This window comes from Nodosilinea nodulosa PCC 7104 (genome assembly GCF_000309385.1).
In the GTDB taxonomy this organism is placed as follows: Bacteria; Cyanobacteriota; Cyanobacteriia; order Phormidesmidales; family Phormidesmidaceae; genus Nodosilinea; species Nodosilinea nodulosa.
In genome coordinates this window covers 4026295-4043217 of sequence record NZ_JH976537.1, presented here as the reverse complement: position 1 = coordinate 4043217, position 16923 = coordinate 4026295, and the positions used below count along the sequence as shown (strand labels likewise).

At 57.2% G+C, this 16923-nt stretch carries 15 protein-coding genes; 7 read left to right on the top strand and 8 right to left on the bottom strand.

The window, feature by feature from the left end:
* Positions 1-56: 56 nt before the first annotated feature.
* On the bottom strand, positions 57-1067 hold the full coding sequence (locus LEPTO7104_RS0118720; protein WP_026072844.1) for a stage II sporulation protein M: 1011 nt from the start codon (positions 1065-1067) through the stop codon (positions 57-59).
* A 107-nt stretch (positions 1068-1174) separates the two neighbouring features.
* Between LEPTO7104_RS0118720 and LEPTO7104_RS34505 the strand changes: the two genes are divergently transcribed.
* The 6 genes from LEPTO7104_RS34505 to pdxH all read left to right on the top strand — a co-directional run bounded on the left by LEPTO7104_RS34505 (position 1175) and on the right by pdxH (position 6067).
* Entirely contained in the window at positions 1175-2155 is a 981-nt protein-coding gene (locus tag LEPTO7104_RS34505; RefSeq protein WP_017300116.1) for a hypothetical protein, read from the top strand.
* A 170-nt stretch (positions 2156-2325) separates the two neighbouring features.
* Positions 2326-3105, top strand: coding sequence for an RDD family protein (locus tag LEPTO7104_RS0118710; protein ID WP_017300115.1), 780 nt, complete (start codon positions 2326-2328; stop codon positions 3103-3105).
* A 194-nt stretch (positions 3106-3299) separates the two neighbouring features.
* The gene (locus LEPTO7104_RS0118705; RefSeq protein WP_026072843.1) at positions 3300-3983 is read left to right on the top strand and encodes a zinc metallopeptidase; all 684 of its coding nucleotides are present in this window, start codon (positions 3300-3302) and stop codon (positions 3981-3983) included.
* Positions 3984-3995: 12 nt separating this feature from the next.
* Positions 3996-4385, top strand: a complete 390-nt coding sequence (gene psb28 / locus LEPTO7104_RS0118700) for a photosystem II reaction center protein Psb28 (RefSeq protein ID WP_017300113.1) — start codon at positions 3996-3998, stop codon at positions 4383-4385.
* A 50-nt stretch (positions 4386-4435) separates the two neighbouring features.
* The gene (gene thyD / locus LEPTO7104_RS0118695; RefSeq protein ID WP_017300112.1) at positions 4436-5356 is read left to right on the top strand and encodes a thylakoid membrane protein ThyD; all 921 of its coding nucleotides are present in this window, start codon (positions 4436-4438) and stop codon (positions 5354-5356) included.
* 75 nt (positions 5357-5431) lie between these two features.
* Entirely contained in the window at positions 5432-6067 is a 636-nt protein-coding gene (pdxH, locus tag LEPTO7104_RS0118690; RefSeq protein ID WP_017300111.1) for a pyridoxamine 5'-phosphate oxidase, read from the top strand.
* On the opposite strand, the gene LEPTO7104_RS34500 is transcribed toward pdxH, so the two are convergent.
* Complete coding sequence (locus LEPTO7104_RS34500; RefSeq protein ID WP_017300110.1) at positions 6064-6567, bottom strand: Uma2 family endonuclease; 504 nt, start codon at positions 6565-6567, stop codon at positions 6064-6066. The genes pdxH and LEPTO7104_RS34500 overlap by 4 nt on opposite strands.
* The gene (locus LEPTO7104_RS0118680; protein ID WP_017300109.1) at positions 6560-7969 is read right to left on the bottom strand and encodes a TldD/PmbA family protein; all 1410 of its coding nucleotides are present in this window, start codon (positions 7967-7969) and stop codon (positions 6560-6562) included. Before LEPTO7104_RS0118680 ends, LEPTO7104_RS34500 begins: the two co-directional genes overlap by 8 nt.
* Before the next feature lie 83 nt (positions 7970-8052).
* On the opposite strand from LEPTO7104_RS0118680, the gene LEPTO7104_RS0118675 reads away from it, so the two are divergent.
* The gene (locus LEPTO7104_RS0118675; protein ID WP_017300108.1) at positions 8053-8634 is read left to right on the top strand and encodes a DUF3611 family protein; all 582 of its coding nucleotides are present in this window, start codon (positions 8053-8055) and stop codon (positions 8632-8634) included.
* Here the strand turns inward: LEPTO7104_RS0118675 and fabG are convergent.
* From fabG to hpsA, 5 genes are all read right to left on the bottom strand, one after another.
* Positions 8631-9389, bottom strand: a complete 759-nt coding sequence (gene fabG, locus LEPTO7104_RS0118670) for a 3-oxoacyl-[acyl-carrier-protein] reductase (RefSeq protein WP_026072842.1) — start codon at positions 9387-9389, stop codon at positions 8631-8633. The genes LEPTO7104_RS0118675 and fabG overlap by 4 nt on opposite strands.
* A 128-nt stretch (positions 9390-9517) precedes the next feature.
* Positions 9518-10099, bottom strand: coding sequence for a pilus assembly FimT family protein (locus LEPTO7104_RS0118665; protein ID WP_017300106.1), 582 nt, complete (start codon positions 10097-10099; stop codon positions 9518-9520).
* A 58-nt stretch (positions 10100-10157) separates the two neighbouring features.
* Entirely contained in the window at positions 10158-11135 is a 978-nt protein-coding gene (locus LEPTO7104_RS0118660) for a prepilin-type N-terminal cleavage/methylation domain-containing protein (RefSeq protein ID WP_017300105.1), read from the bottom strand.
* A 39-nt stretch (positions 11136-11174) separates the two neighbouring features.
* Positions 11175-11861 carry a prepilin-type N-terminal cleavage/methylation domain-containing protein gene (locus LEPTO7104_RS37160; protein ID WP_196358134.1) on the bottom strand — a complete coding sequence of 229 codons (687 nt, stop codon included), beginning with the start codon at positions 11859-11861 and terminating at the stop codon, positions 11175-11177.
* A gap of 43 nt (positions 11862-11904) precedes the next feature.
* Complete coding sequence (gene hpsA / locus LEPTO7104_RS0118650) at positions 11905-16773, bottom strand: hormogonium polysaccharide biosynthesis protein HpsA (RefSeq protein ID WP_196358133.1); 4869 nt, start codon at positions 16771-16773, stop codon at positions 11905-11907.
* Positions 16774-16923: the final 150 nt, after the last annotated feature.

The window sequence follows — 16923 nt, the reverse complement described above, 5'->3', positions numbered from 1 at the left end:
CGAACTCTCTAGGGAGAGCCTGATGCAGCGCTGGCCATCGCTGCGTTGGGTTGTCTCTAGGACAGCTCTAGTCGATTTGGGCTGGGCCGCTGGGTGCGGCAGTACTGCCCCAGACCAATCAGTAGAGCCGTGCCTACCGCATATTTCAAACCGCTGGGAATCCATGTCTGGGGTGAGAAAAACCCTTCAATTAGCCCCGCTATGACCAGCAGGGGAATAATGCCGTAGAGCAGCTGGGCGGCTTGCAGGCCGTAGAGCTTGAGGGCATCTAAGCGGCGGTAGGGGCCGGGCAGCAAAATACCTCGGGCCAGGATGAGACCCGCGCCCCCGGCCATAAAGATAGCCGGTAGCTCCAGCACTCCGTGGGGCAGCACAAAGGCCCAGAAATCGTAGGCCAGGTTAGCCTGGGCCACCAGCACGCCAACACAGCCAATCATCAGGCCGTTGAACACCAGCAGAAAAACTGTAAACGCGCCCGGTGGGGTAATCATCGGCCCCTGGGGAATGAACATGGTGACGCCGCCCAGCAGCGCCTTCAGGGAAACCCCAATGTTGTTGATCATGATGCCGCTGGAGGCCACGGGTTCAACGCCCATGATGGATACCGTCCAGAGCTCTCGGCTGGTTTTCACCTCTTCGACAAACTCTTGCCCCAGCACCAGCGTCAGAAAAGCCGGGTCCTGTCGAGCCAGCCACCAGCCAATCAGCCCGCCGATGGCAAAGAGTCCGGTCGCCCCGGCGATATACGCCCAGCTCTGCTGCACCACCGCCGGAAATCCGTAGCGGTAAAATTCCCACAGAGCCTGCCATTCCTGCCGACGAGAACCCTGATAAATCTGGCTGTAGCTGCGGCTGGTCAACCCCTGGAGGTCTTTGATGACCGCCTGGCCAACGCTGTTGCCCTTGGCGCGCGCCAGGTCTGCAGATACAGATCGATAGAGGCTGGCCATCTGTCGCACCTGGCTACCAGAGAGCGATCGCAGCCCGCCTTTTTCGGCCTGGGTCAGCAAAGTTTCAAGCTGCCGCCAGCTGGCTTCTCGCCGAGCCATCCAACGCTGAACATTCATGAAGCAGAGGGTAAAAAACGGGCATTCTACAGAGCAGTGTAGGCTAACCTCGAAATGAACGCACATCGTCTTACATCTCGTTTTATCCAGCCCCAGAGGAGGCGCCGATGAACCTATCTGCACAGCAGGGTAGCCAGCTCGGCCCCCTCAACCCTGGCGACGTGGTCAGCGCGGCTCTGCGGCTCTACAAAGATCGCTTTAAGACCTTCTTTCAGCTGGCGGTGCTAGCGACCCTGTGGCTGCTGGCTGGGGTAGTCGGACTGGTGCTGGCGATCGCGATTTTGGCGGGCATCGGCGCTGCGATTGCTGACGAAGTCGGTGCGATCATCGGCGGTTTGCTGGGGGTGCTGGTGGGGTTTGCCCCGCTGCTGTACGGCTCAGCCAAGTACTACGCCCTCTCCAGCGCCGTCGGTAGGCTGTCTTTTCGAGATTTAATCAACCAGCCCGAGACCTCCCTAGAGGCGCGACGCCAGGTATCTCCCCGGCTGGGGCAGTTTTTGCTGCTGGGCTTTTTGCTGCTGTTGGCCTACTTGGCCACCTACCTGGGGGGCGCAATGCTGGCATTGATTGCCGGTGGCGGTATCGGCTTCTTGACGGCAGGCATTTTATCGGCGCTAATCAATCAAACGGTGGGCGGCGTGATGGGCATTTTCCTGGGGATGCTGATTGGCCTAGGCATTTTGCTGGTGGCGCTGATTTGGGTGGCCTCACGGCTATTTATCTCTGAGGTGGTGCTAGCGATCGAGCCCCAGCAGGATGCCGGTGGCAGCATGGGCCGCAGCTGGGAGCTAACGGAGACAGCCATCATGCGCATTCAGGTAGTGTTTCTGGCCACGTTTTTAATTCAGCTGCCCATTCTCTCGGTGACCAACTATATCCCCAGTATTTTGCTGGAGCTGCTGCCCGCCGACGGCGTTGTTTACGGTATTACCGCTGCCCTCAGCTTGGTGCTGAGCCTGATCGGCAGCATGGTAGTGCTGCCGCTGTGGCAGGCGGTCAAAGGCGTGCTCTACTACGACCTGCGCAGCCGCCGCGAAGGCCTAGATCTGTCGCTGCGCCAAGAGGATGAACTTGATCCAGGTCTGTAGTTTGAGGATGAGGGGATGAGGGGATGAGGGGATGAGGGGATGAGGGGAACTGCCTATAATCCACACACATCCCCCTCTCCTCACCTTCCCCACCTTCCCCCTCTCCTCACCTTCCCCACCTTCCCTCTCTCCCCCACCTTCCCCCTCTCCCCCACCCTCACCACCTCCCCATGCCCCTTTTCAACACCGTCACCATCCGCACCCCCGAGAGCGTTGAACTGGAGTTTGTGCTGGCTGGGGTGGGCAGTCGCGCCGTGGCGCTGATTCTCGACTACCTCTGTCTGGGAGCGGGGCTGCTGGGTCTGGCCATGGTCTATAGCTTTCTGCTGGTGCGGCTTCTAGCGATAGAAACGGTGCTCTCGGTTCCGAGCGCGACGCTGCAGCTGTGGCTGACCGCGATCGCCGCCATCCTGGCCTTTGCTCTCTACATTGGCTACTTTGCGCTGTTTGAAACCTGGTGGTACGGCCAAACCCCCGGCAAACGCTACGCCAAAATTCGCGTCATTCGCGACGACGGTCAGCCTGAGCGACTGCCCCAGGCAACGCTGCGATCGCTGCTGCGCCCCATCGACGATATTTTCTTTGTCGGCTTCTTCTGCATTCTTTTGGGCAAAGCCGAGAAGCGGGTGGGCGACTGGCTGGCTGGCACCCTGGTGGTGCAGACCGACCCGGCGACAAGCAGCGAGATTCAGGTGCCCGAGCGATCGCAGGCGATCGGCCAAGATCTGCTCGGCCTAGTCGATATTACCCGCCTTTCCCCCGACGACTTTGCCACCGTACGCGAGTTCTTGCAGCGGCGACAGGCCATGAGCGCCAAGGCCAAAACCCTGGTCAGCGAACAGCTTGCCCGCCGCTTTAAAGATCAGCTTGCCCTAGAAACCCTGCCCACCGAAATGACCACCGGCACATTTCTAGAGGCCCTCTACTACGCCTACCAGCAGAAAACTTAATCGCCCCCTTGCCCACCCCCGCCCGCCAACCCTACCTACCGCATCAGCCCTCCCCATCTCTATGCGTTTCACCCATGTCCGCCCCCGCTGCCTCCCAATTCTTAGGAGCATCTGAAGCTTAGAGAATCCTTATAGTCGGGCTGCTATGATTCGCAAAATTAGGTTTGTTATTCATCCTCATTCCCGGCCAGGTCATGTTTTTCGACCCTATTTACATCCTGCTGGTTGCCATTCCCACCGCCGTACTGACCTTTTGGGCGCAGAGTAGGGTCAAGGGCACTTATCACAAATACGCCCAAGTCCAGTCCACCATGGGCATGACCGGTGCCCAGGTAGCCCAAACCATTCTGGCCAAAAAGGGGGTGCAAGGCGTTAGAGTCGAGCCCGTTGCCGGTGAACTCACCGACCACTACGACCCCAGGGCCAAGGCCGTACGCCTGTCCCAGGGCATCTACGGCTCGGGGTCGCTGGCGGCGGCGGCGGTAGCGGCCCACGAGTGCGGCCACGTGCTCCAAGATGTCGAAGGCTACAAGTTTATGAACCTGCGGGCCGCCCTGGTCCCAGTTGTCAACCTGGGGTCTCGCCTGGGTCCCATGCTGATCATGGCAGGCCTAATCTTTAACGTTTTGAACCTGGCCTGGCTGGGGGTTATTTTCTTTGCGTCGGTGCTGCTGTTCCACGTCGTCACCCTGCCCGTCGAGTTCGACGCGTCGCGCCGCGCCCTGCGCCTGGTCGATGAGCTGGGCATTCTCCAGGGCGAAGAGAACAAAGGAGCGCGGGCTGTGCTCAGCGCGGCGGCCCTGACCTACGTAGCCACCGCCTTCACCGCCTTTCTCAACCTGCTGTATTACATAATGTTAATCAATCGCCGCCGCTAGACCCGTACTGCCATGACTGCCCAGCTTCCCACCGTCGAATTCTACGAGGGCATTACCGAAACCATCGATAACGTCAGCCTGCGGCGAGATCGAGCTACCGGGAACCGCACCATGCTGCTGATCTTCAGGCAGCTGCGCGCGATCGAGCAGTTTCAGAGTTTCCGCAGTCGGTTTGCAAAGGCCCTCAAGCTAGTGGATAGCGAGGGCGCGATCGCCATCGAGCCAGAGGGAATTCGGTTTATTTTTGGTGGTCCCGAGGGGGACGACCTACAGCGGGTAGAGTGCTCTCTGGTCATCGATCGCGATGACCACTGGGATCGCCTGATGCGCTTTATGCAGCGCTACGCCGAAGCAAACGGCATGGCCTATGGTGAATCGTCCCAGGCAGATGGTTTATCCTAGACCAAGCCCGCTTCTATGGCCGGGTCTCGTTTACCCAGAATCAGGTGCCCATGAAAATTGCAATTACCGGGGCCACGGGCTTCGTTGGCAGCCGCTTGGTAGAACGGCTCCAGGCCGATGGCCATAGCGTTGTGGCCTTGACCCGCAGCGTTGACCATGGCCGTCGGGTGTTTCCAAAGGCCAATTTCCCCAAGGTCGAGGTAATGGGCTATAGCTCACTGGAATCGGGCGCCTGGCAAGATGGCCTGTTCTCCGGCTGCGATGGGGTCGTCAATCTGGCCGGAGCGCCTATTTCAGAACGCTGGAGCGAGGAACATAAGCAGGCCATCATGGACAGCCGCAAGATAGGCACCGAAAAGCTGGTCGAAGCCCTGGCCAAGGCCAACCCTAAGCCCGCCGTATGGGTCAACGCCTCGGCCATTGGCTACTACGGCACCAGTGAAACCGCTACCTTCGACGAAACCAGCACCCCTATCGAAGACGACTTTCTCTCCCAGGTATGCCAGGCCTGGGAAGGCGCAGCGCAGCCAGTTCAAGACTACGGCACCCGACTGGTCATTCTCCGGTTTGGCATTGTGCTGGGCATGGGTGGCGCGGTAGCCAAAATGCTGACCCCCTTTAGGATGTTTGCGGGGGGGCCAATTGGCAGCGGTCGCCAGTGGTTTTCGTGGATTCACCGGGACGACCTTGTGAGTCTGATTATGCAAGCTCTTCAAGACGCGCAGATGGTGGGCATCTATAATGCTACTGCCCCCAATCCGGTGCGCATGGCCGAGTTTTGCAAAACCCTCGGCAAAGTGCTCAACCGGCCCTCCTGGCTGCCGGTACCAGATTTTGTGCTAGAGGCAATTTTGGGTGACGGTGCCCAGGTTGTGCTTGAGGGGCAGCAGGTGTTGCCCAAACGCACCGAGGCCAGCGGGTTTACCTACCACTACGCCCAGGTCAAGGACGCCCTTGACGATATTGTTTAAGCTTGCCCATTCTCGCGATTAATTTTCAGGTTAATTTTTAGCTATTGAGTCCCAGAGAAGCCCCAGAGACAAGCCATGGATATTGGTGAACTGCGCCGCGACTATACTCAGCGGGGTCTAGATGCAGCTGACCTTGACCCCGACCCCTTCGCTCAGTTTGAGCTGTGGTTTCAGCAGGCCCGCGAGGCTGAGTTGCTAGAACCGAACGCGCTAGTGCTGTCTACGGTTTCTGCGTCGGGGGCACCCTACCAACGCACGGTATTGCTCAAGTACTTCGATCGCGCTGGGTTTGTGTTTTTTACCAACTACGGCAGCCGTAAGGCCCAGCACATGGCCGCCAACGCTCAGGTTTCCATGCTGTTCCCGTGGTACCCGCTAGAGCGGCAGCTGGCGATCGCAGGTACCGCCAGCAAAATTTCGGCAGCGGAGTCGCTGCGGTACTTTTCATCGCGCCCTCGGGGCAGTCAGCTGGGGGCCTGGGTATCGCAGCAGAGCAGCATTATCTCCTCCCGGCAGCTGCTGGAAATGCAGTTTGAAAAAATGAAGGAAAAGTTTCTCAATCAGGAGGTGCCGCTGCCCGATTTTTGGGGCGGCTATCGGGTCACACCCATCAGCTTCGAGTTCTGGCAGGGAAGGCCCAGTCGCCTGCACGATCGCTTTTTGTACCACCAAAAGGACGGCAGCTGGGCGATCGATCGCCTATCGCCCTAAACCAGCAGGCTAAAATCTACCCGCTCATAAATATCCATCATGGGCAGGCGGGCATCGGTAATGGCCAACTCTACCACCGAGTCTAGCCCCGACTGGGCGGTCATCCCCCAAAGGTTTTCCTCGGCCCGGTAGAATTGCTCGACCCGCGCCTCAGTTTGGTGCACAAACACGTAGGCTTGCAGGTAGGGAATCCCCCGACAACGGCGAAAAATTCCCCCTCGCTCTGGCAGCGTGGCCGCATCGGGATTGTAGCCAGGGGTAGGGTTAGCCAAAATCTCAAACATTACGCAGGGGTTAAGCACCCGATCCTCCTTGCCATCGTGCAGCAGTGGCTCGCCCGCCACCACCATCAAATCGGGATACACGCCCAGGCTTTGATCCGGTAGCCACACCTGGACGCCGCGGGGCAGCACCTCGTAGAGGCTGTGGCCGCAGGTGACATCCATCAGACGCATCAGGTTGCGCAAAATGCGGCCCTGGTTGATTGAACCATCACTCATACCAGTCGTCGGCTTCGCCCCCTACTACGACGTTACGAATGCGCAAACTGGGGCCACCGCAGCCCACGGGCAAACCATTTTGTCCCCCTTTTCCGCAGCCCCCCGACTCATCCCAGTAAAAGTCGTTACCAATAGCTGCAATATCGGCCAGGGTGCGAAACACATTGCCCGACAGCGTGACATCGCGCACGGGCTCAGCTAATTGGCCATTGCGAATCATCCAGGCTTCGCCAGCCGTAAAGGTGAACATTTCGCCATTGGTCATCCCCTCTAGCCAGTTGCGGGCATAGACACCTTCTTTGATGTCGGCAAACAGGTCGTTGACGGGGGTACTGCCGCGCTCGATCCAGGTGTTGGTCATTCGCACCAGAGGTGAATAGTGGTAGTTCAGGCAGCGGGCATTGCCCGTGGGCTGCTCGCCCAGCTTGCCGGCCGTTTCGCGAGAGTGCAGTCGCCCCACCAACACACCATCTTGAATCAGCTGGGTAGTAGTAGCGGGGGTACCTTCATCGTCATAGAAGTAGCTGCCCCGGTGGCCCTCGGGGGCGGCCCCGTCAAAAATTTGCAGGCTGTCGGGGCCAAACCGACGACCCATACTCATCGATTCCAGCAGATCGGGGTTTTCGTAGGCCATGTCGGCCTCCGATAGGTGGCCAAAGGCCTCGTGAACAAACAGGCCCGTGAGAATGGGGTCGATCACAACTTCGTAGGTGCCGCCGTGCACGGAGGGCAGATCTAACGCCGCAACAGCCCTCTGGGCGGCTCCCCTCACCTGGCTATCCAGACCTTCGAGGTCCTCGTAGGCCTTGCGCGAGCCGGTGGTTTCACGCCCGGTCTGGACGGTGTCGCCGTCGCGGGCCGTGGCGGCAAAGCGCATTTCCATATCGGACCAAGCCTGATCGATTAGGGTCCCCTCGGCAGTGGCGAGCAGCACCCGCTGGGCCACGTCGGTGTAGCGCACAGAGGTGGTTGCGATGCGGTTATCTACCCCTTGCAGCAGGTCGGCATAGTGGCTGCACAGGGCTTTTTTTCGGGCCAGAGGGATGGAGCGCGGGTCTTTGCCGGTCAGGGGCAATCGGCGGGTAATAGTAATCGGGGCCACTGGGGCCAGCAGGGTCTCATCGTCGCCCACTAGGCGAGCGGCCGCGACGGCCGCTTCTACACAGGAAACCAGGCTCTCCAGGGCGTTGAAGCTGGCAAAGCCCCAGCCACCCCGGTAGCAGGCCCGCACATGACCGCCGATCGCGATCGCCTCGCTGAGAGTCTCAACCCGCCCCCCCCGCAGCAAAATATCGGTCCCCTCCGATTGCTCTAGGCGAATCGCCAGATAATCGACGCGCCCTCCCCAGCGATCGCAAAGTTCCTGCATCTGGGCCTTTGCCTGGTCAATCGACGCTGCCATACCCCTACCCCCGCCGCTTTTCCCAAATGTATCATTCAGAAGCCCCTGCTCCCAGGTCAAGATCACAGGCTAAAATCACAGGTATGACTACAGAATTTGACTACACCCTTCCCCCCGCCGTACGGCGCATTGCAGGCTCGTTTCGCGTGGTGGGTTGGATCAGCTTTTGGGTACAGGCGGTGCTGGCGGTCATCTCTAGCCTGGTGCTGCTGTTTGCGCTAGCTAACCTGAGCACGCGATCGGGCCAGACCAGTAACCCTGGGGCAGGGGTGGGGCTACTGTTTGCGGCCATCGGACTGGTAGCCGTTTACCTCAGCGCTTTTTGGGCTTTTCGCTACACCCAGCTAGGGCGACGGCTGCGCAGCCGTGACACCACCAAGCGCCCTAGTCCCAAAGACGCCCTCCAGGCTCTGCGCCTGGGCATTGTGATCAGCATGGCGGGCATGTTGATTACCCTGTTTGGCGGTCAGGCTCTAATTGGGTCACTGCTGGCCAAGGCGCTAGCCCAGCCCCAGGGAGGCTCTGTGTTTGTGCCCGGCAACGTTGGCCAGTATGTCGAGGCCTTCGACATTTTTGTGGTTCAGGCCAATACCAACACTCTGCTGGCCCACTTTACATCGCTGGCGTCGACGCTGTGGCTGCTGCGCACCGTGAATCGGGCCTAGGCCATTACCATGCCGCCATCAACGTTAAACACCTGCCCGGTGATGTAGGCCGCCGCTGGGTCAGCCGCCAAAAAACGCACCATGCCTGCAATATCGTCCGGCTGGCCAAACCGCCCCAGGGGAATGAATTTTAGAATATCGTCGGTATTGCTCAAGTCACCCGTCATGTCGGTTTCGATAAAGCCAGGGGCAACGGCGTTAGCGGTTACACCCCGGCTGGCTAGCTCTTTAGCCACGGTTTTGGTGAAGCCAATCACCCCAGCCTTAGCGGCGCTGTAGTTGGCTTGGCCCGGGTTGCCCATCTGCCCTGCCACCGAGGCAATGTTGATAATGCGCCCCGATCGCTGCTTTAGCATCAGCTTAGCCACGGCGCGGGTGCACAAAAATACCCCGGTCAGGTTGAGGTCAATGACGGCCTGCCAGTCTTCGGGCTTCATCCGCAGCAGCAGCGTATCGCGGGTAATGCCAGCATTGTTGACCAGGATATCGACTCGACCAAACTTTTCCACAGTGCCGCCAATCAGCGCATCTACCTGGTCAGCTTTAGAAACGTCGGCCTGGATGGCGATCGCACTGCCGCCACCCGCTGCAATCTCAGCCACAACGTCATCGGCGGCGGCGCTAGAGCGAGCATAGTTGACGACGACCTGAGCGCCAGCGGCAGCCAGGGCAAGCGCTACTGCCCGGCCAATGCCCCTAGAAGCCCCTGTAACCACTGCAACTTGGCCCTCTAGGGATGGGGATAATGCACTCACGGGGTTACCTCACTCAGCAAAACATGCCCATTGTTTTTATCACGAAATGGGCCTGTGCGGGAGTAGGCCAAGGCAGGCTAAAGGCTCGGCAAACTAAGAAGCCGCTGACCCCGAGTTTGGTTTCTAGACTAGTTGAGGCCAACCCTGGGATTATCGCATTCGGTGCCGTTGGCGGTTTTGATGTTGCCCAACAGGTTAGCTACGATCACGCACTGCTGAGTCGTGCCTGGTCCACCACTAATTGCGATTACAAAGGGCAGTTTGTCGCGATCGGTGGGTATGCCTTGATAGCTAAAGGCTATGCTATTAACCGTTGTATCTTTGGTGCCGTTTGTATTGACCTTGTAGGCGCTTAGCGTAATTTGCCCGGTGCGGTTTGCATCTCCACCAAGTACCTCAGGCCTACCAGTAAACACTTCAGCCCCGCTGGAATTGTAGGTTAAAGAGCCAACATTAAGCGTCGGGTTGGCGGCGGTAGTAACCACCTGCACGCGCCGGGCCTGTCTCAGTTGAATCGCTTCTTGCTGGGCATTTTTAACCGCCTGGATAATATCACTCCGTACGGCGGTCGCCCGCTGGCGGCTGGAAAAAGCAAACCAGCTCGGTGCTGCGATCGCGGCTAGCGCCCCAGCAATAACAATAACCACCAGCAGCTCGATCAGGGTGAACCCTGATTCGGACCGTTTAGCCGATGTGCACAGGCGTTTCATAGCAGGCACCAAAGTAAAACAACTCAGCTCAAATGAACTCAACAATGCACCTAGCCCACTACAGCCCAGGCTGCTTATCCAGTACGCCTCGAATCAGCACTTCAGACTTTAAAGTAGGCAAACTACCGGCCTGTGAAAAGGCACCAAGACCAGCATTTCGGATATCGGCATTGCCCCTCAAAAACACAATTAAAGTTTGGTTATTTCCAATGGTTAAGTTGCTATCGTCAGGATTAGCCGCTGTGGTGTCTTCCCGCACACAAGCATAGAAGTTATTGGCATTATTGGCTGGAGTTTGCAGATAGTTTGTTGGGCAGAGACCCGTCGTGGGCTGAGATGGGTCATTATCATCTACAAAGTCGGTTAGCACCGACAGATTGCGAGGAGTAGTGCCTGTTCCCTTAGTCCAGTTGTTAAAGGTATTGGTAGAACCCGTCGGTTCTGCATAGCCAGATGTATTGGTTAGGGTAGCCAGCCCAGCAGAGGTGTATTTGGGTAGCTCATAACGCACAATTCTAGATTTGCCACCCCAAATGTCGTTACCCGTATTTTGCTGAAGAGCATAGACCACAAGGGTGTAATAACCCTGGCGAACTCGTAGGGTATTGCACTCATTGAGTTTGGCTCCCGAAAATGCCGAAGAGCACGAACTGTTGAAAAAGGTTCGAACACTGGCATTGTTTGGGTCTAGGGGATCTAGCCGCCAAAAGGCCAGCACCGGCACTTCGGTAGCGTTGGGAAAGCCGTCTAGCTGACTAGTAACCGCAGCAGGAGTTGAATAGATATAGACAGCCTCGCCAGCATCGCGGGTAATGTAGTCGAGAGCACGGCGCATATCCTGCTGGGTTTGGGTCAGCACCTCCTCACGGCGGTTGACTTTCAGCAGCTCGACCACCAAAAACAGCATAGTGCCGACAATGAGCGACCCAACTACGATCGCGACCAAAAGCTCAATCAGGGTAAAACCATGACGGCCAGCAGGCTTAGTCCGCAGCAACCGAGCAAGTATTGAATTCATAGCGGCTTTTTTAGCCATAGGGTGTCACCCTCAAGAGACGATTGTAGATCGCACAACCTAGAAGCAGCCGGTAGGCACCGAAGCCGTAGTATCCAGGTGTTTAATGTATTGACAAAGGGAATCACGGCCCTCACCTACGGTGACCGTCGTGTATAGAGCAACCAGAGGACGTCGAGCCCGCTGCCCTACACCATTTACCATGCGCAAAGCAGCGGGGTCTTTAGCTAAACTGCCGCTGCCTGTCAGTACGGCATCGTAGTCATACACCCGCACACCCATGCCAAAGGTAACTGGCACACTGCCCACAAACTTGCCCGGCGTGCGGTAGACCTGCACCGCAAACTGGTTGCCGTTTAGGGTAGCTGATCGGGTTTGAAAAGCCGTGGTTGCCGAAGCCACAGGTGTTCCGTAGTCTGGGCCTGCCACCTCAGCCACTCTGCTGTCTGGATTGGTGCCTGTAATGGTTGTAGAGGGCGGCAGGTTTGACGTATTGGCCTCAGACCGCTCGACCAGCAGACGGACCCGATCGATTTCAGATTGAGCCAGTTCTAGGGCTTGCTCGGCCTTTTGGCTCTGCACCCGAGTTGCCACCGAAATGACCAGAGCTGGGGCGATGGCACTGGCAACCAGCCCCACAATAATAATGGCTACTAGACATTCGATCAGAGTAAGGCCCTGCTGCCCCTGGGCTGGGGAGCCTCCCCCAACCCGATAAAGATAGCGTTTGAGTCGATTTGTAATCACGATGGGCAATCTCCTGGTGTCACAGTACGAGTGCGGTTTTTAGTTAGGTTTTTGTACACAGACCAGGCGTTAGCCTTGCCCCAGCAGCATTCGCCGCACAGCGCAGGTTGACGATATACGGATCGTCGGAGGGCAATTCGCGGTAGTACTCGCTGCGGGGGGCACCAATGTTGACAAAGCGGCGGGCAGCGGGGGCTGGGGGCACATAGAGCAGAGCCACATCGTAGCCCCAGCGACGGTTGGGAGGCCGGTAATAACCAAGATTTTCATTGGAATCAGGATCTTCGGACGGCTGCCAGGCATCGGGTTCAAAGGGGCCTGTGGCGTTAGTCGAGAAGTTGAGCTGAATCAGCGATCCGGCAAGGTGTAAATCAACCGAGTCCCAGTCTTCTACAAAGCGGGGGAAGTTATGGAGACCGCCATAACCCTGCTGATACCGCTCGGGCACCAGCCCGCTGACAACGGTGGCATTGACGAATGTCGTCGTAGCACTTTGGAGATTGCGGTTTCTGTCGCTAGAGTTGGTGTTAAAGCCTGTCCACAAAGCATCACTGTTGTAAACGCTGTAAAACGGCTGAATCGCCCCTGCAACAGTTTGGTAATAGGTACCATTTCGGTCAATCCACACTGGGGAACCGGTAGTCGCAGTCTCGCGAACCCAGGTAGTCACGGGTGTGGAAAGGGTAGGACGGTTTTGGTTCATGTACGACGAGTCACCACCGCCAGAACTTGCTGGCCTAACCTTCACAAAGCCATCTTCCAGAGAGCCGTCTTTAAAGCTGCCAGAGAGAATGCTAACGGCATCGGCCAATATCTCTACCGGACGCCAGTGGTCTGAGGTAAGCGTGGCAAAGGTATTGGTATTGAGGGTGGTTCGGCCGTTGTAGAACGGTAGGCCAAAGGCCGCAGCAAGGGTTTTGTTGTAGAGGGTCTGGGTAAACTCCTCAATGATGTTGCTAACGCTGCCCGTGGTGCTGTGGGGGTTGAAATTTCCTTGAATGTAGACGGTGTTATCGGTAACGAAGGTCATACCCACTTTGCGGGCAAAACTGGTGCCGCTAAAGTCGGCGGGGCTGCCGCTAAAGGTACGCAGCCTAAAGCCATGGGGCTGGCGCAGCGGATCGGCATAGAAGTCCACAGGCTTGAGGCTAATCAGCTCATCCGTCAAAGGAGGGTCCTGGGGAGTCAGGCTAGGATCAGCCAGCATTTTGCAGTTGTCCTGGGTTTCGATGTTGAACCGCTTGGGGGTTGCACTATTAAGAACCTGACAATAGTCGGAGGTGACTGAGGACGAGGAGTTTTTAGGCCGAGTAATTTCGTCTTCGCGCACGGCGTCTTCTCTAAAGGCAAAAACTACGCCCTCGCCCCGGTTATCTGGGTTGGCCGAGAGCCAGTAGTCGCCGCCAGAAGTTGCTCTGCGAGTGGTTAGAGCCTCGATATCGATGTCTAGTACCCGAGTATTGAGCTGCTCGCGACCGTTGTAGACCCCCTTATCCAAGAAGGGAACCCGAATGACCGCACTGCCAGGGCCAACGACTTTAAAGGCCTGAGCTTGGTTGTCAATGTAGTTAGCGTTGCCTACTGTTACGTTAGGCGCACCAGAGGTCGTAGCGGCAGGCACAGTCCAAGTGCTAGCTGTTGTCGACCTGGGTACAGCAGCAAGGTTGTCGACATCGGTTACGGGGTCGGTGCCGGTGCCGACCCGACGAAAGATGACCGTTGCGGAATCAGGGGGGTTTACTAGCTTGACGTAGCTATCGGCGATATATTCTTCGGCGGCGGGCTGCTCGGTGCGGGTGCCGTTGTCGCCGTCGATGTCGTGCTGGACTAGGGGAAATAGGTAATATAGCGACGGAAAGCGCACAAGCATCTGGGTAGATTGACTACAGGCGATGTAGCCAAGAATGCCAAGATCGTCTTTACCTCCTGTACCGGAAGCAACAGTGCCTTTAAAGAAGTTAGGGTCGCACCGCAGTTTGAAGGCGGCACTGGTAGAAGTGAGAGACAGGGGTTCTGTATATTGAGTTGATGGATCCCAAGTGACGGTATTTGTTCCACTGGAAGCTAGGCCGTTTACAGGCAACCCCTCCCTAAAGCCCAGTTCGCGATCGCGAATGGTACTGGTTAAAAAATCAATCTGCTGAGTGAAGTTGGTAATAGCATTTACTTCGGCTGCTGTTGCGTTGGTAGCCTGGCTACTCAAAATTGTGATCCAGTCCTGGCGAGTGTACTCGGCAAAGTATTCGCCAAAGTCGCACTCTTTTTGGTAGCCAGCCGAATCGGAAAAGCCCGATTCACAGGTGCTGCTATCAATATTGTTGTCTACCCAGTCTCTGCTTTTACCCATCAGGGCAAAGAGCTGAGATGCATTGATGCCTCTAATGGTTGGGTCGTTAGCACCGGTACGACCCACATAGTTGCTAATCCGCTGCAGCGCATTTCGCATTTGAGTGGAAATATTCTGAAAGTTGACGCCAGCAATGGGGTTATCAGCTAATGCGCGGGCTTCTAAGTAGTCGTTTCGGATGTTGTAGGCCAGCAGGCTGACCGTACAAGCCGCGCTGTGCAGAGTCGCTTTATCGGCAGGGCTGAGGTTGGCATAGGTAACAGGTGTTCCCGCATCGAGATACTCGGTAAAGATGCGTCGCAGCGGCGAGAAATCACCCCACATGCTGAGGTAGGGGGCCGGGTGCACAGCAGCATTGGTCGCACCAGCCACATCCTGCACGGGCTTAAAGGAAGGGGAACCCCCCTGAGGATCGCCTGCAAAGTAGGCCAGGTTTCTGAGGGCTTTACCTAAGGGCTGGCCGACGTCCAGCTGACTCGCAAAGGTCGTTTCGGTGGCATAGGCGCTAGGAAACTGAAACTCCCAACCGTTGGTGCCGTTACCGTTTAAGAAGTCAGCGCGGAGATTGCCGGTGGTGGCGTAGGTGCCAAAGGTGCGGCTGTTGAGAATGGTTTGGGCCGTGCCGGGGTGGGCCGTCATGGCCATGCAGGCGGCGGGGAAGGTGCCGTTGTTGATTTGGTAATGGTATACGGCCATGCCCTGGACAGCGGCGAGGTTGTCGCGCAAGGCTTTGCGCTGCAGGTACTCGTGGGATAAGCCATATCGGTCGTTGATATTAGCATTGCCGCCAGGAGTAGTTTTTGGCCTGAGTTTGGCTGGATATAGCGGGTCACCCTGGGTTCTTGCGGTATCCCAGGTGCTGCCAGCAATGGGGCTAGAGTTCCACACATTGGCATTGCCCAACTCCAGACGCTGGCCCATAATCAGGCGCATACCGGTTGAAATCGACTGACGCTCCCAATAGCCGTCTAGTCCGTTGGTTTCGTCGGTGAGTTTGCCCAGGCCAGTAATGCGATCGCCAATGGTAGCAGCGTTGTTCGTAACGTCAAGGGCAGTATCGCGGCTGTCGTAGCGGGGTTTTGGCCCCCAGCGGTTGTCGGCTCGGTAGAAGTCGTCCACAAAGGGGCGCGCTACTACGTCGTTGATAATACGCTCGCGAGTCTTAAAACCATTAGCAGCACCGTTATCCCAGGTGGGGTCGTGCTGCCACCCCGAGGGGTTAACGTGCTCGGTAACATCCCGCGTAAACAGGGCCAAAGGGTTCATGGCAACGTCCGTCGGGCGGACGTTGTTCGAACCACCGTTTTTGACGGAGTCGGTAGTATTGGTAAGAGCTAAGTCAATTTTGGCGGCTACGCCAGCGCCATTCCACACGTGGATTGTGGGGTTACTGCCGCTAGTTGTATCGTCGTATCGCAAGGTGCCCCTAACGGCCTGGCCCTGGAATTCTTTCTTATTATTAACAGGTGCACCGGAGGGTGCGACATTCACAACTTTGCCAGGGGTCGCGGCACCATCGCCATCGAGGTCAACTTCAGATAGCGAAATTTCAGAGGATTCTTTGCTGTAGAGACAAGAGTTGTGGGAACTCACCATATGAGCCCGGTAGCCGCTGCTAATGGTAAAAAAGTTTCCATCGGTGTGCATGGCCCCGTTCCAGTTGAATTCTGGGCCAGGAGAGATATCTAAGTCGTAGCGGAACCAGGCACCCCACTTGTTGGCCCGAGCTGCGGTGCGCGACTGCTGAAACTCTAGGGTTTCAAAGGTGCGGTTGGCATCGTTGAGGTTGGCCACAAAGGCATTGACCTGGAAGTTCTTTTGCAGGGTGGAGTTGTTGCCCTGCTGCACCACCTGCCAGCCGCCCTCGGCGATTGCCCCAGCACAGGTTGCGCTGGCTTCAGTAGTAGCCAGAGGGCCAGTGCGGGTAACCAGGGCATCGGCTTTCGCCTGGTTGATGGGACCTTCAACTTTCGTTGTAGATGCGGTCTTAAGCCCCTGATCGTCTACCAGAATGGAGTAGACAACGATTTCGTTGGCATCGACTGTGCCATCGCCATTGATGTCGGTATTAAATGACCAGGCGTTGTCTAGCTCACCATCGCCGTTGATATCGACCCGGGTTTCGCCCGGGAGGGTGTAGGGGTCATTGGCACCGGGCAGGCGGGTAACCCGTCCTGTATAGCCCGCATAGTTATTTGTGATCAGCATGAGGTCGGCCAGAATGTCGCTGGCGGGCACCCCGCTAGGGAATCGGTTGTCGGTCTGAAATAGAAACTCGATTTTGGCCTTGGCTCGGTCGATGGCAGGAGTGGCAGCGTTTGAGATGACCTGCTGCTCTCGCTGAGAAATGGCCATATCGCTGCGGGTAAAGGAGCGATAGGTAAGGGCAGTAGCCGTAAGCACCACCATGAGCACCAGTAGCACTGTGGTGGGAAGCACAAAACCCGACCGGGCCAGGCGGCTTGGTCGGTTGGCCAACAGCACAAGTTGTAGCAGCCCGGTAACCAATCGCTTGATTGCCGCTTGAGGAAGCCGCAAAGCTTTTCGCAGTAGATGACGACTCATGTTTTTAAGACCGATGTGCCAAACGACAAAACCGAGAAATCGCGGGAGGTAAGGCCCCGTTGGGAGGCATTGGCCTTACAGCGGTAGTAAATTTGGTAGGCCCTGGCCATTGCCAGGCGCCAAAATTGAGACGGCTACGGGACAGATTAA